This is a genomic window from Corynebacterium aurimucosum (assembly GCF_046895345.1).
Classification (GTDB): Bacteria; Actinomycetota; Actinomycetes; order Mycobacteriales; family Mycobacteriaceae; genus Corynebacterium; species Corynebacterium aurimucosum_G.
In genome coordinates this window covers 486,668-506,324 of the sequence record NZ_CP160096.1, presented here as the reverse complement: position 1 = coordinate 506,324, position 19,657 = coordinate 486,668, and the positions used below count along the sequence as shown (strand labels likewise).

The following is a 19,657-nucleotide window of genomic DNA, read 5'->3' as shown; positions in this document are numbered from 1 at the left end:
TTACCTCCTGCCCTTCGAGATGATGCGGGCCATCGACAACGTCGGCAGCACGCCGGCCGCAATAGCCGCGAGCATGGCGATGTCATAGACGATGGACGCGTGATTAGTCATGGACCACGAAATATACATGCACAACATGCCGTAGAAGACCATGTCACTCATCACGGTGCGGGTGAGCTCATCACGGGAGCGCAAGGCCAAAACCAACGCCGCGCACACCGATGCGCCGATGAGGAAAATACAGACAAAGACTACCCATTGAAAGGCGCTCATCGAGGAAAAATCAATCATTTCTTATCATCCTTTCGGGCGTCCTTGCCCGGCACGACCTGCCGCAGCGGCCACACGGAATACTTCTCCACATCGTTCGCTGCCAGCGGGGTATCGTCCGCCTTCGCGATATCGGGGGCACGCATATGGCGGCCCAGCGTATCCAGCGGATACTCGTAGAACGTGGATGCGAGCTCCTCCGTCGGTCCCTGGCCAGGCACGCCATAATCGATGCCTTTCACTCGTGGCGCCAGGCGCTCCTCCATGTCCGCGAGGTCCGCCATGACGCTGGCCGGGTCATCGCCCATCACGGCTTGAACCAGCACGATGCGCGGAAGACCTTCTGCCACCGGCTCGCGCAAGCCCAACGACAAGGTGCCCGGTGTTGCTGTAATGGACGAGGTGAACCAGAAGATCTCCCACGCGCTGGTCACGCGCAAGGGGTACCGCACCACTACCGGGCGGTAGCTATTCTGCGGCTTGAAGGATTCCGCGGCGAGCGAGAAACCCGCGACAAAGATTTCCTTGATCAGCCATAGCGCGTAGACAACGGCATGCACTGCAGTCTTCATTTAACGGCCCTCCTGAAGGGAGTCGATGTCGGGTAAGGCTACGGGGTCGTCGCCAAGCACTGCGTCTGCATAAGCCTCCGTATCCAACAAGTCCGCTGAGGCTTCCATAGTGACGCTGATGACCGGACCGGAGAGGATGAACATGGTGAGCGAGCCCAGGATCAGCGCCGCCGAGGGCGCCATCAGCTTCTTACGGATCACCAGCTCATCGGGCACCTTTTCCTTGGGCAGATCCTTGCCCCAGAAGACACGACGCCACACGCGCAGCATGGCCAGGAACGCGGCGAAGGAGGCGATGATAATCACCGCGATGACGGTCCAGGCCCATGCCCCACCGGTGCGCGCGACTTCCGCGACGATGAGGACTTTGCCCCACATGCCGGAGAAAGGCGGGAAGCCCACGACGGAGAAGGCACCTGCGGCGAAGATCCACGCGATAATCGGATCACGGCGCGCCAAGCCAGAAAGCTTGTTGAGCCTGCCCGTTCCGTACGTCTCCTCGATGGCACCGGAGGCCAGGATGAGGGAGCCCACCGTAAGCATGTGGTGAATCGTGTAGAGGATTCCGGCGGCCAGCGCGCGCTGGGCATCGTGGGTGGTGAAGGCCATCATCACCAGGATGAAGGGCATACCGTTGAGCATCTGGTAGCCCAGCACGCGGCGGATGGAGTTCTCAGCCAAACCACCGAAGGAGCCCACCACCATGGAGATGATCATGATGACAATGATGAGTGTTCCCCAGCGTTGGTCCATATCGAACAGCTGCACCCACAGGCGGTAGAGCATGTACACCGCCACCTTGGTGTGCAGGCCGGAGAACAAGCCCATGACGGCAGCCGACGTACCCGGGTAGGTACGCGGCAGCCAGGATTGCACGGGGAAAACGCCAGCCTTCGCGGCGATGGCGATAACGATGATGCCGGAAGCCACCGTCACTGGACCATTACCGGCGGCAGCCCCCGTGAGTGCCGCCAAGTTGACCACGCCAGCCACCGAGTAGATATAGCCCACGCCGACCACCAAAAGCGTGGAGGCGAACAAATTCACCAACACGAAGGCGCGGCCGGCAGCCAAGCGTGACCACGTACCGGACATGGTGATGAGGCCATAGGAGGGCAGCAGCATGACCTCGATGAACACGAAGAAGTTAAAGAGATCAGCGGTGAGTAGGGCGCCGCACACACCGGTAATCAAGATCAGCGTCAGCGACGGGTAGTAGCGAGACTTGGTCTCACCACCCACGATGGCAAACCAGTTGGCGCCGAAGGCCACGATCATCGTCGTGATGAGCATTAGTGCTGAGAAGGTATCGGCCGCGAAGGCGATACCCGCGTTACCCAAGTAGTTACCCACGCTGTGCGCCACCACACCGTTGTTCATGGTGTAGAGCAGCAGCGCAAAGGAGGCAAAGATTCCTACACCCGGCACGATGAGCATGATGGCATCGCGCACGCGGTGCCACGGCGCAAGGAGCGCCAGCGCCGCCGATACGAGGGGAACCGCCGGGAAGAGCGGGAGGAGGGCGCTTACGGTGTCATACATCTAGTTGTCCTCCTCTTGTTCGAGTTCTTTCAAACGATCCATCTTGTTGGCCGAGCGCTCCAGAATCTCCCGGTTCTGGGTGTCTCGTCCCAGTGTGGAGAAAGCGTGGTCAATGGTGTTATCATCCACCGGCTCCACGACGTCCGTGTCGTCGTTCGCGCCCATCGCCGCCATGGTCAGCAGGATGGTTGAGGTTGCCATGGAAATCACCACGGCGGTCAGAACGAAAGCCTGCGGCAGTGGGTCCGCCATCTGGTCCATGCCCACCTGCGATGGAAAGGACTCTCCGCGGTAGGAGTACACGCCGGTGGCCAAGAGCATGAGGTTGGCACCGTGGCCGAAGGCCATCATGCCCAGCACGATGTGCACGAGGCCGCGCTGCTGGATGAGGTAGACGGCACTACCAATGAGCAATGCAATGGTCAGTGCGAGGATCATGAGTTCTTCTCCTCTTTAGCCGGAGTGTAGTGAGGCGAGGACGCGCGGCGGCGCGCCTCGGAGTCATTGAGCAACGCCAGTGGGTCCGAAGACGGGTTGATGGATTCGGGGTACGGGTCGTCGACATCCTCCAACACCACGCGCGGGGTATTCGGCAGCGCGGAGTCATCATCGTGGACCCACGGCAAGAAGTCCCGCTCAGTGCCTGGACGCAGGTAACCACCCAAAGCATTGATGGCCATCGTGAGCATGCCCAGAACCGCAAGGTAAATACCGAGGTCGAAGATGAGCGACGTGGTCCAGTGCTGCCCCAAGGCGTGGCCATGGATGGCCGTGAGGAAACCACCGGAGCTATGCGACGTCGGGATGTAGCCGACGAAGCCAGCCACCAGAGCCACGATGATGCCCACACCGGTGAGGTGAATCGGGGTCATGCGGCCGAAGACGATTTCATCGGTACCGCGCGACAGGTAGGTCAAGCCGATGGCCGCACCCATGATGAGCGCCGCCGGGAAGCCGCCGCCCGAGGCCTGGTGTCCTCGGTAGAAGACGATGAAGGACATGACCACCAAAATCGGGATGGCCACAGCGATGCCCTTGCGCAGCGGCACCGAGTTAAGCTGTGATTGTCCAAACGGCGCTGGACGCGTACCGGAGGTAAACGGGAAGCGCGGTAGCGTCGAGGTGACCGCAGCGATAACCACAGCGGCCATTCCCAGCACTGACAGCTCGCCCAGGGTATCGAGTGCACGGAACTCCACGATGATGGTGGCCACGATGTTGTCGCCACCAGTAATATCCGGGGCGTTGTTGAGGTACCACATGGCCAGATCTGAGCGCTCGTGGCGCCCCATCAGTGCCCACACGCCCAGGAATGCGGTAAGCCCGGCGAGTACTGCCACCACGATGGAGCCAACCTTGCGGTTGGTGTCTTGCACGGGGTGGAACTTCTCCGGCAGGTAGCGCAGGACCATCATCATGACGATGACGGACAGCGCCTCCACCGTGAACTGGGTCAGGGCCACGTCGGGTGCACCAAGCAGGAACATCTGCAGGGTCACGCCGGTTCCCGCGGTACCAATCATGACTGCACCTGTCAGGCGGTTGCGTGTACGCACCAAACCAAACATGGACAGCGCCACGATGCCCAGCGGCAGCAGGTCCCACGGATTATCAAGGCCGTCCACACGCGGGTTGAGAGCCACACCATCAACACCCGTGGACACCAGCGCGGAGCCCGCAAGGATGATGACTAGGAGAATGATCGGCAGAATCAGCTTCGACGGGTTGTGAGTATCGGACATGCGGCCAACGAAACGGCCGAAGGCTGCGCACACGTCCTGAATCCACTTCAGGATTTGGTTACCGGTGCGCGGTAGGAGCTGGCGCTCCTCCATCGCGGTCCACAGCGAACCGCGGAAGAACAGCGCAACGATGCCAGCGATCAGCACCACCACAGAAATAAGCAGCGGGACGTTCAGGCCGTGCCACAGCGCGAGGTGGGAATGACCCTCCATGCCGATGGCCGCCACGATCTTATCGAGCGGCTTATCGAGCGCTCCCATGACGAAGATAATTGGCACTGACATCACACCGGGCAAGGCTGCGGGCAGCCACAGCCGCACCGGCGCCTCATGAACCTGCGACATGTTGCGCGGGCCATCGAAGAAGGCACCGAAGACAATCTTGGCGGAGTAGGTAAACGTGAAGAACGCACCCACGCCGGCAACGATGAGCAGAAGCACCTGGCCGGTCGAACCGATTGGAGCTTCCTCGAAGGCGGTGAGCATTCCTTCCTTCGACACGAAGCCAAACAGCGGCGGGACCGCGGCCATGGAGGCGGCACCAATGAGCATGGAGCCGAAGGTCCACGGCATCTTGTTCCACAACACGCCGAGGCGGCGGATATCGCGGGAACCGGCCTCGTGGTCAATAACGCCAATGAGCATGAAGATGGAGGACTTAAACAGCGCGTGCGCCAGCGTGTGCACGAGCGCCGCCGCGATGGCGAAGGGGGTGCCAACACCAATCGTGGCCACAATCCATCCCAGGTGGGACACGGTGGAATAAGCGGTCAGCTTCTTCAAGTCCGTCTTCTGCACGGCAAAGACCGCCGACATCACGGCGGTACCCATACCGGCGACAATAAGCAGCCAGTTCCACGCTGCAACATCATGGAAGATGGTGGAGAAACGAATCAACAGGTACACGCCGGCCTTGACCACGGCCGCCGCATGCAGGAAGGCCGAGACCGGCGTGGCAGCCGCCATGGCCTCAGGCAACCAGAAGTGGAAGGGGAATTGGGCGGACTTGGTGAATGCCGAAGCCGCAATGAGAATGGCAACCCCGGTGGTTAAGCCCGGGCGTTCCGCCCACACGTCGGAGGCGAGGATACCCTCAAGGTTCGTCGTCCCCGCTGCGGTTGCGGCAATCGCCACGCCCGAGAGCAAGGTGAGGCCGCCGATGAAGGTGAGGATCAGCGTGCGCTGCGAACCGGCCTCGCCGGACTTACCGCTGCGTGCGATGAGCATGAAGGACGCCAGCGATACCAGCTCCCAAGCCAGGAAGAGCACCACGACGTCGTTAGCCAGCACGAGCAGGAGAATCGACAGTGTAAACGCCGTCATCAGCACATAAAAACTGACGTTGCCTTTCCCCTTGGGCAGGTAGGCCGCAGAGTAGGTGAACACCACCGCGCCGATGACGAGAGCCAACATCGCAAAGAAAACGCCCAACGCATCGCCGCGGAAGGCGAGGTTAACGTCGACGCCAGGTGCAATGACGTCACGCACCCACGTCACGGAATAGGACAGTTCTTCGCCACGGGCCAGTGCCGGAAATTCTTTAGCCAACAGTGCCGCGGCGATAATAAAAATGCCGGCTAGCGGGTAGCCGGCTGCGCGATCAGCAACCTTGACGGCTGCTGGTGCTAGCGCCACTGCGACAGCTGCGAGGAGGACGACATACAAGAGTGTCACGAAAGAGTAGCCTCACGAACCGTTGTTAGGGCTGTTTAATCAGCCTCACATAGACAGGACTGTCCTAGACTACCATTGTGACCTCCCCCAAAGCACATTTTTAATGGGACGAAGATGACGAAAGCGCCCCGCAAAGGAGGCGCTGCGTCTCGAAAGAACTTAGGTCTAGCCCAGAGATCTATAAGGTCTTACTTCTCCCCCAGCAAGGCATCAACGAAGCCTTCAACCTCAAACGGTGCGAGGTCATCTGCGCCCTCGCCGAGGCCCACGAGCTTGACCGGCACGCCGAGTTCCTCCTGTACCTGGAAGACGATGCCGCCCTTAGCTGTGCCATCGAGCTTGGTCAGGACAACGCCGGTAATGTCGACGACATCGCGGAAGATGCGGGCCTGGGTCAGACCGTTCTGCCCCACCGTCGCGTCCAAGACGAGCAAGACCTCATCGACGTCCGTCTTCTTCTCTACCACGCGCTTGACCTTGCCCAACTGGTCCATGAGGTCCACGGAGGTGTGTAGACGGCCAGCGGTGTCAACAAGAACGACGTCCACGCCTTGGTCAACGCCATCGGCCACTGCGTCGAAGGCCACGGAAGCCGGGTCCGCGCCTTCCTTGCCGCGCACGGTGGTAGCGCCCACGCGGCGGCCCCAGGTCTCCAGCTGGTCAGCAGCCGCTGCACGGAAGGTATCCGCCGCGCCGAGCAAGACGTTGTGGCCCATCGATACGAGCACGCGGGCCAGCTTGCCGGTCGTGGTGGTCTTGCCGGTGCCGTTGACGCCGACGACCATGATGACAGCGGGTTTTCCCTCATTCGGCATGGCCTTGATGGAGCGGTCCATCTCCGGGTGGCCTACCTCGATGAGGGCTTCGCGCAGCATCGCCCGCGCTTCTGCCTCAGAGCTCACTCCGCGCTCCGCAATCTTCTCACGCAGAGAATCAGTGACCTGCATCGTGGACTTCGTACCCAAATCCGCCATGATGAGGGTGTCTTCGATTTCCTCCCAGGCATCATCATCGAGGTCACCAGCGGAGAGAATACCCATGAGGCCTTGGCCGATGGCGTTTTGCGAGCGCGACAGGCGCCCGCGCAGCTTGCCCAAGCGGCCGGCAGCCGGCGCAATATCCTCCTGCGGCTGGGCCGCCGGAACCTCAACCACCTCAGCGTCGTCGGATACCTCTAGCTCCTCGGGCTCGGCTTCAAGTGCCGCGCTTGCCGACGCCGCCTGCGCCCCCGCCGCCGCGGCAGCCTCCTCTGGCTCAGTCTCCTCTGACTCGGCCTGTACTTCTGTCTCAGGCCGTGCTTCTACCCCTGCTGCTGCCTCTTCGTCGACCTCAGACTGGACGGAAGGCTCCTCCTCAGCCGGAACCTCAGGTGCCTCCGGAGACTCCTCCTCTACCTTCGGGGCCTCGACTACCGGTTTCGGTTCGGCCATCTCCGGTTCAGCAGTCTCCGGTTCGGTGGCCGGGACAGCTTCCTCCGTGTCCTTCTCATCCTTCTCAACGGCAGCGGCGCCGGAAGCACCAGCACCAGCGGCGGCAACGCCCGCAGCTCCTGCAGCGGCTAGGCCAGCGGAAGAATCCTTCTCTTCTTCCTTTGTCGGTTCCTTCTTTGTCGGTTCCTTCTTTGCCGGTTCCTTCTGCGCTACCGGTTCCGGCGCGCTCACCGGCTTCGCGTCCGCGACGGGTTCCGACTTCGGCTCTGCCTGAGGCGTCGGTTCCGCCGCAGGCTTCGCTGCCTTCGGTGTCTCCTCTTCACCCTTGAGCTGAGCGTTCGCTAGTTCGGTGGCATCACGCTGCTCAGACTTCTTCTCCGCTTGCGGCTGAGCTTTGGGCTCGACCGGTGCGGGCTTCTCAGGCTTAGCCGCAGGCACAGGTTCCTTGGTAGCGCCGCCGCCAGCAGGGGCAAAATTAAAACCAGACTTGGCTTGGTAGTTGCCGGACTTCTGTTGCTGGGTCAGCTCCTTCGGCTCCTCCACGGGCTTATCAAAGGAAACCTTCTTTGACTCGCCGCGCTTCTTGCCCAAGACAACGAACAAGACCACGAGCAGAATCAGGACGATGACTGCTATCGCAATCCACATAAAAGTAGTATTCATGCCCTCCATAGTGCCAGGGTTGCCCACGCACGGCACGATAAGGAGGGTGAAAAGTGCTGGGCGCAAGCCCCACCCTAGCGCGGGGCATCCACGCCGAGACGTGTGGCGTCCTCCGCCGCCTGTGCTGTGCCCGGCGCCTCACCAGCACGGGACATGCGCTGCGAAATCACGCGCGTCACGCCATCGCCGCGCATCGTCACTCCATAGAGCACGTTGGCTACGTCCATCGTCGGCTTCTGGTGGGTAATGACGATGAGCTGAGAATCCTTACGCAGCTCCTCGAAAAGTGCGATGAGGCGGCGCAGGTTGACGTCGTCAAGCGCGGCTTCCACCTCATCCATGACGTAGAACGGTGAGGGACGCGCACGGAAAATCGCCACGAGCATAGCCAGGGCCGTCAAGGACTTCTCGCCGCCCGAGAGCAGTGACAAGCGCTTCACCTTCTTACCCGGCGGGCGGGCCTCCACCTCGATGCCGGTGGCCAGCATGTCATCCGGCTCCGTGAGGATGAGACGACCTTCGCCGCCCGGGAACAGCGTCTGGAAGACCTTGGGAAACTCCGCTTCCACGTCATGCCAGGCATCCGTGAACAGCTGCAAGATTTGCGCATCCACATCTTCGATAACGCCAGTCAGATCCTTGCGGGCCTGAATCACGTCATCTAATTGCGTGGACAGGAAACTATAGCGCTCCTCCAGAGCCTTGTACTCCTCCAAGGCCAACGGGTTGACCTTGCCCAAGGAGTTGAGGTCCTTCTCGGCTTGCTTCAACCGCTTGGTTTCGGCGGAGCGATCGAAGTCCTCACCCGGTGTGTACTCTTTGAGCAGGTCGGGGATAGCAATGCCGAGCTGCTCCACGATCTTGCCCTCGGCCTCATCCACCCGCACTTGGGCCTGGCTGCGGGCAATCTCAGAGTTATGCGCGGAGTCGGTCAGGCGATCAAGCTGCTGGCGGGTCGAGGAGACCGCCTGCTTCGCCGATTGTGCACGCCCCTGCAGCACGCCGCGCTGGGTGACCAGCTCATCGCGTTCCTCGGCGGCCCGCTCGAGTGCCTGCGCGGTCCGGGCAGCCAAATCTTGGGCATGCTTGTCGACAGTCCCCGCCAACCGCGCCTGTGCTTGCCGGCGGGCCATCGCCTGGTCGTGGCGGGCTTTGGCCTGGCGTTCGTGCTGGGCTTGGCGCCGCAGGGCCTCTCCCCTGCCCGCTGCTTGGCCGACCTTTTCCTCCGCACTGCGGGCCGCCATCTGGGCCTCTACCTCCATGGCCTTGACCTGTTCCAGGGCCGTCGAGGCAGCATCGCGTTCCACCGAGGAGGGTTCATCAGCCTGCTCTTCAGCGTCCACGCGCGACAAGCGGTCACGCGCCTCCGCCAGTTCTTCGCGCAGGCGGGCTAACTGCACCTCGATATCCGTGGCGCGGGCGGCGGCTTTTTCATGCTCAGCCTTGTTTGCCTCGTACTGCTTGAGCAAGCGCTGGTGATCGCGCTTCCACGCTTCGAGTTCGTGATCGTGCTCCCGCAGTGCGGCCTTGGCACTCGCCGCACCTACGCGTGCATCGTCCGCCGCCAGCTTCGCGCCTTCGAGCGTGCCGGATAGCTCCTCCAGCTCATGAGTGGCTGATTCCAGTTGTTGCTCGGCCTCCGCAATCTGGCCGCTTACCTCAACGGTGGAGACGGCGCCTGTTCCTGCCTCCACCCAGCCTTCGCCGACGAGTAGGCCCTCAGAGGTCACAGCACGCAAGCGCGGATCCTCCGCAATAAGTTCACGGGCCGCGCCATAGTCATCAACCAGGACCACGTCGGAGAGCAACCGCGTCACCGCCGCCGATACTTCCGGGACCAAGACCATGTGATCCAGCAGCCAGCTCGCCCCGGAAGGCAAGTCCGCGTCAAGGCGCCAGGCTGAACCGGTGGGTTCCGCAGCGACGTCGATCAGCGGCGTGCGGCTCGCCTGCGCCAAGTCGCGCACGATGTCCCCGCTCACCGCGCCGGCTTGGGCCTCCGCAAAGGAACCGAGTGCTACCGCAACGGCTGTCTCATAGCGAGTAGAAATGAACTCTGCGAGAGGTTTGAATCCCTCCCCCAGCTCGAGTGCTTCCGGAACGGTCTGGCCAAGGGTATCGATCCGAGCGCGCAAACTATAGACGGTACGCTCGTGCTCCCGCTGGGCATCACGCAGCTGCTCCAAGCGTTTATCGGCCGCGGCAGATTCGCTGGCCGCGCGCACATGCGCTTCCTCCAGCGGCTCACGCTCGGCAGCCAAGTGCTCCAGCTTGTCCGCCACCTCATCGGCTTCCGCCTGCGCTCCCCTAGTGCGCGACTTCGTATTCGCTAAAGTCTCTTCCTGACGCGCTAACTCAGACTCCGCGGAGCTGACCTGACCCGCCAAGTTCTCCTCGGCGGCGATGAGGCGAACCACGCCTTCACGGCGATCCGCAATGGCGCGCAGTTGCGCCATGTGTTCTTTATCAGCAGCCTCGAAGGCTTCCCGGCGCTCGGCCACTTCCTCCCGGATAGATTCCAAGCGCTCTGCAGCCTCTTCGGCCACGGCCAGCAACTCTTCGTGCTCCTCATCGGCTCGCTGGCCACGTGCCTCGAGCTCCTCCGGATCCTGGCCCGCGTAGGCCACCTGTGAGCCAACGTTGCTGGCGCGCTCGGCCGCGATGCGCTGCGTGGCAGAGATTCGCTCGCTGAGGGTCGATAACTCGAACCACAGCTTCTGCGCGGCCTCCGCGCGCGGCGTGACATCCCCCAACTCGGCCTCTACCTCAAGCTGGATCTCGGTCGCCTCTTCCAGCTGGGCTGTCACTTCCTCGACCTGCTCGGCGAGCACCGCCGCGCGTTTCTCAGCGTCATCGAATGTCGCGCGCAACCGCACCACACGGTCACCAGCAAGGCGCAGGCGGGCATCGCGCAAATCCGCTTGCACAGTGGCTGCACGTTGGGCGGCCTCCGCTTGGCGCGCCAGCGGCTTGAGCTGTTTGCCCAGCTCATCGGTCAAGTCCTGCAGGCGATCCAGATTGGCCTGCATGCCCGTCAGCTTGCGCTGCGCTTTTTCTTTGCGGCGGCGGTGTTTGAGCACGCCCGCGGCTTCTTCGATATAGGCGCGGCGATCTTCCGGGCGGGATTCCAGAATCTCCGCGAGTTTTCCCTGGCCCACGATAATGTGCATCTCCCGGCCAATGCCGGAATCAGACAGCAGCTCTTGGATATCCATGAGGCGCGCTTTCGCCCCATTGATCTCATATTCGCTCGCGCCATCCCGGAACATGCGGCGGGTGACGGAAACCTCTGAATACTCGATGGGCAAGGCACCATCGGAATTGTCAATCGTCAGTGTGACCTCTGCGCGGCCGAGGGCCTTGCGGTCCCCGGCACCGGCAAAAATGACGTCCTGCATCTTGCCGCCGCGCAGTGTCTTGGCGCTGCCTTCACCCATGACCCACGCGAGCGCATCGACGACGTTTGATTTACCCGAGCCATTCGGGCCCACCACGGCGCAGATACCGGGCTCGAATTTCAGGTTCGTCGCGGACGCGAAGGACTTGAATCCTTTGAGCGTGAGCGATTTGAGGTGCATTCGAATAAGTTTAGCGCTCGATGAAGCCCGACTCACCGCGCGGGCCGGCCCACTGCTCCACCACGGCGTTCACCACGCCTGGACGGTGGGTGGTCGACGGTTCTTCACGCAGCAAGGCCAGCAACTTCTCGCAGTCAGCACGCGGGCCTTCAGCAACCACCTGGACGCGTCCGTCCTGGAGGTTCGTCGCGTGCCCAGCCAGCCCTAGTTCGAGGGCGCGGGAACGCGTCCACCAGCGAAAGCCCACGCCTTGGACGTGTCCAAGAACGAAAGCTGTGAGGCGTTCATGGCCTGCAGAGGCTGCTGCCGTGTCTGCCATCTAGTACTCCCTCAAGTTTGTGCGGTCGCTCAAGTCAAATTCGTGATCGAGACGGCGACGGTCCTCCGCGCTGCGGCGCGTGACCGGATCCGTACCATCCCAGCACTCGACGTTGTGCAGTTCCGGCAGCATATCACGGTGGAAGACGGGATCCAGGCCCTTGCGGCGCTGCTCGTTGTAGTTCTTCAGCAGCTTGATAGCCACGCCAGACAGCGGCACGATGGCGCACACGTTGAGCAGAACCATGATGGCAGCGCCGGTATCGGCCAGGTCGAACACGGTACCTAGCGGGGCCACCGCACCGTAGAAAACAAAGGCCAGAACGATGAGACGGAAAGTCCACAGCACCCACTTCTTCCCGGAGAGATACTCCACGTTGGACTCGGCAAGGTAGTAGTTGCCCAGAATCGAGGAGAAAGCCAGGAAGAACAGGATGAAGGTGACGAAGTGGATGCCCCACTCACCCACCACGCCGGAGAGCGCATTCTGGGTCAGCGTCACGCCCTCAATCGCATCAGAGCCGAAACGCTCGAAATCGGTGCCCAGCAGAATGATGAAGGCGGTAATCGTACACACCACCAGGGTGTCGAAGTACACGCCAAGGGTCTGCACGAGGCCCTGCTTCACGGGGTGGGATACCGTCGCCGTTGCTGCAGCGTTCGGCGCCGAACCTTCGCCCGCTTCGTTGGAGAACAAACCACGCTGGATACCTTTCAGCATCGCCATGCCCACGGTGGCACCGGCAGCTTCCCGGAAGCCAAAGGCAGAGCCCACGATCGAGACGACCATGTCCGGCACCTTGTCAAAGTTCACAATAACGACGATGAGACCCAAGATGAGATAGGCGCCCGCCATAAACGGCACGATAAACTGGGTCATCGAGGCGATGCGCTGCACGCCACCGATGATGATGAGCCCGGACACGGCGACGACTGCGATGCCCACGCCTGCCTTGAAGGCACTGGAATCCTGCCCGAAGGAGGCCGCCAAAGAATCGGAAATGGCGTTGGTCTGGAACGCATTGTAGAACCAGCCAAAGGTAATGGCGATGGCCACGGAGAAGATGGTTGCTAAAGGCTTCCACCCCAGGCCACGGGACATGTAATAGGCCGGGCCACCGCGGTAGGCGTCCCCCTCACGCACCTTCCACAGCTGCGCCAGGGTCGACTCCACGAATGCTGTCGCACCACCCAGGATGGCGATGAGCCACATCCAAAACACCGCGCCGGGGCCACCCACGGAGATAGCCACGGCGACGCCTGCAACGTTGCCAGTGCCCACGCGGGAGGCAGCCGAAATAGTGAATGCCTTGAAGGCGGAGATACCGCCATAATCGGCGTCCTCATCGGCGCCAACGCCCTTGGGCTTTTCGACGACCGCCTTGAACATGTCCGGCACCATGCGGACCTGCACCACGGCGGTGCGGATACCGAAGAAGAGGCCCGCGGCAATGAGCAGCCATGGCAGGACATAGGACCACAGGCTGTCGTTAATGACACCAATCACGGTGCTGAAGATTTCTTGCATGGGTTACACATTAATAACTCACACCAGAATCGTCCTAGTTGGCCGCCAGCTTCCTCCCCACGCCGCGGCTCTGGCAGTACGGGCAATAGTGAGTACCGCGCCCGCCTAGCACGGTTTTCAAGATTTCTTCGCCACAGCGATCACAGGGCTGACCACCCCTCCCATATACGTGCAGGGAACGGTCAAAATATCCGGATTCGCCATTAACGTTGACGTACAATGCATCAAAGCTGGTTCCGCCAACGGCGAGGGCGGAGCGCATGACGTCGGCGGCCGCAGAAATCACAGCGACAGCATCACGCTGCCGCAGAGCGCTAGCCTTCTTCAGCGGAGAAATCTGGGCCGCCCACAGCGCCTCATCGGCATAGATATTGCCCACCCCGCTGAGCACCGTTTGGTCGAGCAAAGCCACCTTGACCGCGGTGCGTTTCGCGCGCAGGCGCCGCCCTGCCGCGGTCAGGTCGAAGTCTGTTTCGAGAGGATCGGGAGCGATATGTGCCATCCTCAGCCACGGCCCGAGACGCCAATAGCCGAAGGTGCGCTGGTCCACGAAGCTGAGACGGGTGGCGTCATCAAGCACGGCGGCGATGCGCACGTGCGGCGAATCCACCTCGCCGATCCGCACCTGCCCCGACATGCCGAGGTGGATGAAGAGCACATCGCGAGCTGGGTCGGTGTGATCCTCGTCGGCGAACTCCAGCCACATGAACTTGCCGCGGCGCGCCACCGCGGCAATCTTCCTGCCCACCAGCAGCGCGGACAGCGGGGCTTCCTGGCCCCGGTTGGCGCGCGGGTGGAGAACATCTACTGCAGCAAAGGAGCGGCCCACAAGATAGGGCTCGAGTCCGCTGCGAACAGACTCGACTTCGGGAAGTTCTGGCATCGAATTCTCGTGGCTTAGCTCTCTTTGCCGGCGGTGCCCTGCACCAGCAAGGGTGTCTCGCGCAATGCTTGGCACGCTTCTTCCGCTGCCTGCTGCTCGGCGAGCTTCTTGTTATGCCCTGTTCCCCTACCCACGGTCAAACCGGCCACGGTGGCCACGGCGTTGAAGGTTTGATCGTGCTCAGGACCCGTCGAGGTGGCCGAGTACACCGGCATCGCGGCCTTCAGCTCCGCGCACAGCTCCTGCAAGGTGGTCTTCCAGTCCATATGACGGCCGGACACCACGGCGTTGTCAATCTTGGCGGCGAACAGCTTCAGCACCACCCCGCGGGCAACCTCAAAACCATGCTGGCGGTAGATAGCCCCCAGGATGGCCTCGGTGGTATCGGCCAAGATGGAGTCCTTGTCACGGCCGCCGGTGGATTGCTCGCCCTTGCCCAACAGGACGTGCTCGCCCACGCCGATTTCGCGGGCGACATCGGACAGGCCATAGCGCGACACGATGGAGGCACGCATCTTAGAAATATCCGACTCGGGGCGCGAGGGGTACTTGTCGTAGAGCTTGGCCGCGATAGACAAGCCCAAGACGGCATCCCCCAGGAACTCGAGGCGCTCGTTGTTGGGCAGGTGCCCGTTCTCGTTGGCGAAGGAGCGGTGAGTCAGTGCCAAGCACAGCAGCTCATCGCTGATCTCCACGCCGAGTGCTTTTAGCAGCGGGGCGTGATCTACCTCCGCGAAGGCCGCGGCTAGTGCCTGTTCACCAGTGAGTTTCTTCTTCTTGCTCATAGGAACTTCTCCAAACCAGACCAACGCGGATCCACGCGCTCTTCTTCCCCAGAGACCCCCGTGGTTACTCCATCGGGAGCATCCACCTCGCAACCATCCTCGCACGTTGGCGCAAAGGGAAGGGATAAACCTGCCTCATCGATCACGGTCTGGAGGAGGTCGAGGATTCCATCCTTGATCTCGGGAACCTCATCACCGGAACCGCGATCCTCCTCCTCGGTCTCATCCCCGCTGACGAAGGACTCATCTGCGGAAAACACCTGGGATACATGGAGATCCAGTTCCGGGTGCAGCTCTGCCAGGCAGCGGGCGCATTCGCCGCTGAGGGTGCCGGTGATATCAGCGTCCACCAACACACCAGAGCCCAACGGGGTCAAGGTGGCATCCACCTTAACCTCAGTACCTTCCGGGATGCCGATCATTTCCACGCCGATGCGCTCTGGCGCGGGTCCGGTCTGCACGCGGTGCTCAGGCAGCGCGTCGGTTCCTTGGCTGCGGAGCAATTCCGTCACGTCGAACTTCAATGGTGATTTCATAGCGCCCACCAGCTTACCCTGTGCTGGCCCGCGCGCCCTAGACTGGCAAAGACCTGAATGCTGGGGCATAGGCGCTTAAGCACTTGGCCTAACAGCTCGATTCTGTCCTCGGCGCTGTTCTCGCTTTTGCTGCACTCATCTCCTGGCGCGCGGAGCGGCCGCGCATTAGTCCCCTCTAGTAGTCGCGGGGCGCACGCGGCGCCCGGCGCGCCGGTTCCCGAGTCTCGCGCACAGCGCCGCGTCCCTCGCCACGCGCTTCCCCACGAGAGCGCACACCAGCACCTCGGCGCAGAGCGGAGCGATCGTTATTCACGGTGCGCAGGAGGTCAGACAAGGTGGTCTCGAATTCCCCGAGCTTGGCGTCAACGAATTCATCGCACTCGGTGCGCAGACGGTTGGACTCAGAGTGCGCGGTCTCCACGATACGGTGCGCCTCATCATCGGCGCGGCGCACGACCTCGGATTCGGAGACCAAGCGGTCTTGTTCAGCTTGGCCTGCAGCGACGGCACGCTGGTATTCCTCATCTGCTTGGGCGCGGGTGCGCTCGGCGTCGGAGCGTGCGTTGTCCACCAGGTTGCTGGCCTCGTCCTCTGCCTGGGCGACAAGGGTGGTGGCGCGATGTTGGGCGTCGGCCAGCATGGCGTCCGAATCCTCACGCGCACGGGTCACGGTGTCATCAGCCTCGGCATTGGCTTCAGAAATAATCTGCTCCGCGCGTTCTTCTGCACCCTGCAGGATCTCATCCTGCTTGTCCAAGACGTCCTGGGCATCATCCATTTCGACCGGGAGAGCGTTGCGGAGATCGTCGAGAAGCGCCAGCATCTCGTGGCGCGGGACCATGCAATTAGAGGTCATGGGAACGGCATAGGCCTGTTCCAGGTTGCGAACAAGTTCATCGAGGGACTCAAATACGCGGTACATGGCACCAGCCTAACCAAGCACATACGCACCGCGACGTATCCCACGCGGGAAGAAACGGCGAAAACCTCCCCACTCAGTGGGGAGGTTAAACCAAGGCATAGAGAGGAATAGGGAAAGGCTGGGGCTAGATCACGCCCTGCGCCAGCATGGCATCAGCCACCTTCTTGAAGCCAGCGATGTTAGCACCCGCGACATAGTCACCCTCCAAGCCATATTCCTTAGAAGTCTTATCGATATTGCGGAAGATATTGGACATGATCTCGTGGAGGCGCTGGTCGGTGTACTCGAAGGTCCAGGAGTCACGGGAGGCGTTCTGCTGCATCTCCAGCGCAGAGGTCGCCACACCACCTGCATTTGCGGCCTTACCCGGCGCGAAGGCAATGCCATTTTCCACAAAGTAGTGGGCGGCATCCGGGGTACAGGGCATGTTCGCGCCTTCGGCAACATAGCGCACCTGATTCTTGACCAGGAGCTTGGCGTCCTCGCCGTCGAGCTCGTTTTGGGTAGCGCACGGCAAGGCAACGTCGGCGCTGACCTCCCATACGTTGCCACCCTCGTGATACTCCACGCCCGCACCCGCTTCGCCGGCGTAGGTGGAAATGCGCTCGCGGCGAACTTCCTTAATCTCCTTGAGTAGCTCTAGGTCCACACCGTTCGGGGTGGTGATGTAGCCGGAGGAGTCAGACATCGCGACGACGGTACCGCCGAGCTGTTGCACCTTTTCGGCGGCGTAGATGGCAACATTTCCGGAACCGGAGACAATCACCTTGGCGCCGTCGAAAGACTCACCATGGGCCTTCATCATTTCCGAGGTCAGATACACCAGGCCGTAACCGGTAGCCTCGGTACGCACGAGGGAGCCACCCCAGCTCAGACCCTTGCCGGTAAGAACGCCAGACTCGTGCTTGCCCTCCAGTCGGCGGTACTGGCCGAACAGAAAACCGATTTCGCGTCCTCCCACACCAATATCACCGGCCGGGACGTCGCGGTATTCACCAATGTGATTGTGCAGCTCCGTCATGAAGGATTGGCAGAAACGCATGACCTCGGCTTCTGACTTACCCTTCGGGTCGAAGTCAGAACCGCCCTTGCCGCCGCCGATAGGCAGGCCGGTCAGGGAGTTCTTGAAAATCTGCTCGAAGCCGAGGAACTTGATGATGCCCAGATTGACGCTCGGATGGAAACGCAGGCCACCCTTGTAGGGGCCGAGCGCGGAGTTAAATTGCACGCGGAAACCGCGGTTGACCTGGATCTGGCCGCTGTCATCCACCCACGGCACGCGGAAGATGAGCTGACGCTCGGGCTCGCACAGTCGCTCGACCAGGCCGTAATCAGCGTAGTGAGGGTCTTTATTGAGGACGATCTTCAGTGAGTCGAGTACCTCAGCGAGTGCCTGATGGAATTCCGGTTCGCCAGCATTACGCTTGAGAAGCTTGCTGTAGTAATCGGAGATTTGCTGGTCGATGGACATGGCAATCCTTTCATTGGGCACCGTTCCTCACGGTCGGTGCGTCATCCATTGAACAAGCAATAGTTTTCTATCAATCGACCTAAATTGCAAGATGGCCGTACTGTGGCGTGCCTTAAGGGCTGGTCAGAGCGCGAAAATTTTTTCTCGTATCTCTGCCATATACTCATGGGCATGCGCATTCTTGTTGCCCCCGATTCCTTTAAAGGCACCGCTACTGCAGCCGAAGCTGCCGCCGCCATTGCATTGGGCGCGCGGCGCGCTCTCAGCTCCTCGCCCCACGCAGACACAGCGAAGGTAACGACCCTGCCCATGGCCGATGGCGGCGAAGGCACCGCGGAGGTGCTCGCCAGCGCCGCTGTTCATCGCCACGGCACGGCGGGGCAAACGATTACGCTGCCTACCACCGATGCCATTGGCCGCCTGACCGAGGCCAGCTACCAGCTCGTTGGTGACACAGCCTTCATCGACGTCGCCGCCGCCACCGGCCTTCCTGCCGTTTCCGACGCCCTCGATCCACTCCATGCGGATTCCTATGGAACGGGCGTGCTGGTGGCCGACGCCGAATCGCGCGGCGCCAAGCACATCGTTCTTGGCCTCGGCGGCAGCGCCAGCATCGACGGCGGTCTCGGCATCCTCGCCGCGCTCGGCGCCGCCGCCCACGATGCCCGCGGATACGCCCTGCCCAAGGGCGGCGCACCTTTGGTCAACCTCGACCACATCGACACCGCGCAGCTCAACATGAAGGCGGCCATGCTGGACTACACCTTGGTCACCGATACTCGCGCCGTGCCCGTCCAAGCCGCAACGATGTACGGCCCACAAAAAGGCGCTGAGGGCGAACAAGTAGCACTACTGGCGGGCGCGATGCTACGGCTCTGCGAAGTCACGGAGACCGACCCACAGGCCGAATTCTTTGGCGCCGCAGGCGGCATTCCCATCGCCCTGAGCTGGCTTTCGCGCACGCTCTGGGGCACCTCGGAGCACTGCCGTATCGTGCCGGGCGGCCAGTATGTAGCCCAAGCACTCAATCTACCCACGCGTATCGCCGAGGCGGATCTCGTCCTTACCGGCGAGGGGCGCTTCGACGAACAATCGCTTACCGGAAAGGTGGTGGGCACGCTGGCGGACATGACTAGCCCGCCAACCCTGGGCATCATCGCCGGCTCCGCAACCGCATCGGCACCACAGGGCACACTGCTGGAAGAGCTCGACGGGGAGGAAGAGGGGGACGTCGCCCAGCGCTTAAGCAACGCGGCCGAACGCCTCGTCCGCAGCGTTCTGCAGAGCTAAAACTCTCTGAGGCTATAGCTTTCAGCAGAACTACGGGGTCACCTGCACCGCCCACGGGAAAATTGCCGGTCGCTCGTGGGCGAGCTCGTCCTCCAGCAACACGTGGTCCTTCGGTAGAACCGAATGGGGTGTCAACAAGCGTGCGAGGACCATGGTCAGCTGATTGACGGAGCCCTTCACGCCATCGACATCGATGGCATAGCGGTAGACATTGGCGTCCTCTAAATCACGCTCTTCATGCTCATCGCGGTAGGTCTGGCGCAGCTGTTCTTCCAGCCCCTCCGGGAGTGCAGGATCGGGCACACGGGTAACCTCAGCAGAAGCTAAGGAGCCGTTATCCACCAGCTTGTGGGTAGCAGTGCTAAAGATTTCGGCCACGCGCTCGGCTTGAGCATCCGGCACCAGAACATCAAAGTGAATCAATGGCATGTAGGTAACCCTACCCAAACTTGA

At 61.7% G+C, this 19,657-nt stretch carries 16 protein-coding genes; 1 reads left to right on the top strand and 15 read right to left on the bottom strand.

Going from position 1 to position 19,657, the window contains the following annotated elements; translation table 11 throughout:
* The 14 genes from ABZS45_RS02500 to gdhA form a co-directional block, all read right to left on the bottom strand.
* Complete coding sequence (locus ABZS45_RS02500; RefSeq protein ID WP_070445483.1) at positions 1–291, bottom strand: cation:proton antiporter; 291 nt, start codon at positions 289–291, stop codon at positions 1–3.
* The gene (locus ABZS45_RS02495) at positions 288–842 is read right to left on the bottom strand and encodes a monovalent cation/H+ antiporter subunit E (RefSeq protein ID WP_412100548.1); all 555 of its coding nucleotides are present in this window, start codon (positions 840–842) and stop codon (positions 288–290) included. The genes ABZS45_RS02500 and ABZS45_RS02495 overlap by 4 nt, the downstream gene beginning before the upstream one ends.
* A complete protein-coding gene (locus ABZS45_RS02490; RefSeq protein ID WP_412100547.1) occupies positions 843–2,384 on the bottom strand; it encodes a monovalent cation/H+ antiporter subunit D family protein in 1,542 nt (513 codons plus the stop codon).
* Complete coding sequence (locus tag ABZS45_RS02485) at positions 2,385–2,822, bottom strand: cation:proton antiporter subunit C (RefSeq protein WP_010190439.1); 438 nt, start codon at positions 2,820–2,822, stop codon at positions 2,385–2,387.
* Entirely contained in the window at positions 2,819–5,800 is a 2,982-nt protein-coding gene (locus ABZS45_RS02480) for a DUF4040 family protein (protein ID WP_412100545.1), read from the bottom strand. Before ABZS45_RS02480 ends, ABZS45_RS02485 begins: the two co-directional genes overlap by 4 nt.
* Positions 5,801–5,988: 188 nt before the next feature.
* The gene (ftsY, locus tag ABZS45_RS02475; protein ID WP_412100544.1) at positions 5,989–7,893 is read right to left on the bottom strand and encodes a signal recognition particle-docking protein FtsY; all 1,905 of its coding nucleotides are present in this window, start codon (positions 7,891–7,893) and stop codon (positions 5,989–5,991) included.
* A gap of 74 nt (positions 7,894–7,967) precedes the next feature.
* Positions 7,968–11,471 carry a chromosome segregation protein SMC gene (gene smc, locus ABZS45_RS02470; protein WP_412100543.1) on the bottom strand — a complete coding sequence of 1,168 codons (3,504 nt, stop codon included), beginning with the start codon at positions 11,469–11,471 and terminating at the stop codon, positions 7,968–7,970.
* A gap of 10 nt (positions 11,472–11,481) precedes the next feature.
* Complete coding sequence (locus ABZS45_RS02465; protein WP_412100541.1) at positions 11,482–11,790, bottom strand: acylphosphatase; 309 nt, start codon at positions 11,788–11,790, stop codon at positions 11,482–11,484.
* Positions 11,791–13,317, bottom strand: a complete 1,527-nt coding sequence (locus ABZS45_RS02460) for an alanine/glycine:cation symporter family protein (RefSeq protein ID WP_412100540.1) — start codon at positions 13,315–13,317, stop codon at positions 11,791–11,793. It lies immediately after the preceding gene.
* Positions 13,318–13,351: 34 nt separating this feature from the next.
* Entirely contained in the window at positions 13,352–14,200 is an 849-nt protein-coding gene (gene mutM, locus ABZS45_RS02455; protein ID WP_412100539.1) for a bifunctional DNA-formamidopyrimidine glycosylase/DNA-(apurinic or apyrimidinic site) lyase, read from the bottom strand.
* Positions 14,201–14,214: 14 nt separating this feature from the next.
* Complete coding sequence (gene rnc, locus ABZS45_RS02450) at positions 14,215–14,985, bottom strand: ribonuclease III (RefSeq protein WP_070445456.1); 771 nt, start codon at positions 14,983–14,985, stop codon at positions 14,215–14,217.
* The gene (locus ABZS45_RS02445; protein WP_070445452.1) at positions 14,982–15,521 is read right to left on the bottom strand and encodes a YceD family protein; all 540 of its coding nucleotides are present in this window, start codon (positions 15,519–15,521) and stop codon (positions 14,982–14,984) included. Before ABZS45_RS02445 ends, rnc begins: the two co-directional genes overlap by 4 nt.
* Positions 15,522–15,696: 175 nt before the next feature.
* Positions 15,697–16,443 (bottom strand): DivIVA domain-containing protein, encoded by a 747-nt coding sequence (locus tag ABZS45_RS02440; protein WP_070562745.1) that lies wholly within the window; start codon positions 16,441–16,443, stop codon positions 15,697–15,699.
* Between the two features lie 124 nt (positions 16,444–16,567).
* Positions 16,568–17,914 (bottom strand): NADP-specific glutamate dehydrogenase, encoded by a 1,347-nt coding sequence (gene gdhA, locus ABZS45_RS02435; RefSeq protein WP_070562742.1) that lies wholly within the window; start codon positions 17,912–17,914, stop codon positions 16,568–16,570.
* Positions 17,915–18,085: 171 nt separating this feature from the next.
* Between gdhA and ABZS45_RS02430 the strand changes: the two genes are divergently transcribed.
* Positions 18,086–19,204, top strand: a complete 1,119-nt coding sequence (locus tag ABZS45_RS02430; protein ID WP_070445731.1) for a glycerate kinase — start codon at positions 18,086–18,088, stop codon at positions 19,202–19,204.
* 30 nt (positions 19,205–19,234) lie between these two features.
* Here ABZS45_RS02430 and ABZS45_RS02425 read toward each other — a convergent pair whose 3' ends face one another.
* Complete coding sequence (locus tag ABZS45_RS02425) at positions 19,235–19,633, bottom strand: hypothetical protein (RefSeq protein WP_070445443.1); 399 nt, start codon at positions 19,631–19,633, stop codon at positions 19,235–19,237.
* Positions 19,634–19,657: the final 24 nt, after the last annotated feature.

Excerpts from the sequence above, each read along its gene's own strand:
- ABZS45_RS02500 (WP_070445483.1), bottom strand. The coding sequence starts at position 291 with ATGATTGATTTTTCCTCGATGAGCGCCTTTCAATGGGTAGTCTTTGTC.
- ABZS45_RS02495 (WP_412100548.1), bottom strand. The coding sequence starts at position 842 with ATGAAGACTGCAGTGCATGCCGTTGTCTACGCGCTATGGCTGATCAAG.
- ABZS45_RS02490 (WP_412100547.1), bottom strand. The coding sequence starts at position 2,384 with ATGTATGACACCGTAAGCGCCCTCCTCCCGCTCTTCCCGGCGGTTCCC.
- ABZS45_RS02485 (WP_010190439.1), bottom strand. The coding sequence starts at position 2,822 with ATGATCCTCGCACTGACCATTGCATTGCTCATTGGTAGTGCCGTCTAC.
- ftsY (WP_412100544.1), bottom strand. The coding sequence starts at position 7,893 with ATGAATACTACTTTTATGTGGATTGCGATAGCAGTCATCGTCCTGATT.
- smc (WP_412100543.1), bottom strand. The coding sequence starts at position 11,471 with ATGCACCTCAAATCGCTCACGCTCAAAGGATTCAAGTCCTTCGCGTCC.
- ABZS45_RS02465 (WP_412100541.1), bottom strand. The coding sequence starts at position 11,790 with ATGGCAGACACGGCAGCAGCCTCTGCAGGCCATGAACGCCTCACAGCT.
- ABZS45_RS02460 (WP_412100540.1), bottom strand. The coding sequence starts at position 13,317 with ATGCAAGAAATCTTCAGCACCGTGATTGGTGTCATTAACGACAGCCTG.
- mutM (WP_412100539.1), bottom strand. The coding sequence starts at position 14,200 with ATGCCAGAACTTCCCGAAGTCGAGTCTGTTCGCAGCGGACTCGAGCCC.
- rnc (WP_070445456.1), bottom strand. The coding sequence starts at position 14,985 with ATGAGCAAGAAGAAGAAACTCACTGGTGAACAGGCACTAGCCGCGGCC.
- ABZS45_RS02445 (WP_070445452.1), bottom strand. The coding sequence starts at position 15,521 with ATGAAATCACCATTGAAGTTCGACGTGACGGAATTGCTCCGCAGCCAA.
- ABZS45_RS02440 (WP_070562745.1), bottom strand. The coding sequence starts at position 16,443 with ATGTACCGCGTATTTGAGTCCCTCGATGAACTTGTTCGCAACCTGGAA.
- gdhA (WP_070562742.1), bottom strand. The coding sequence starts at position 17,914 with ATGTCCATCGACCAGCAAATCTCCGATTACTACAGCAAGCTTCTCAAG.
- ABZS45_RS02430 (WP_070445731.1), top strand. The coding sequence starts at position 18,086 with ATGCGCATTCTTGTTGCCCCCGATTCCTTTAAAGGCACCGCTACTGCA.
- ABZS45_RS02425 (WP_070445443.1), bottom strand. The coding sequence starts at position 19,633 with ATGCCATTGATTCACTTTGATGTTCTGGTGCCGGATGCTCAAGCCGAG.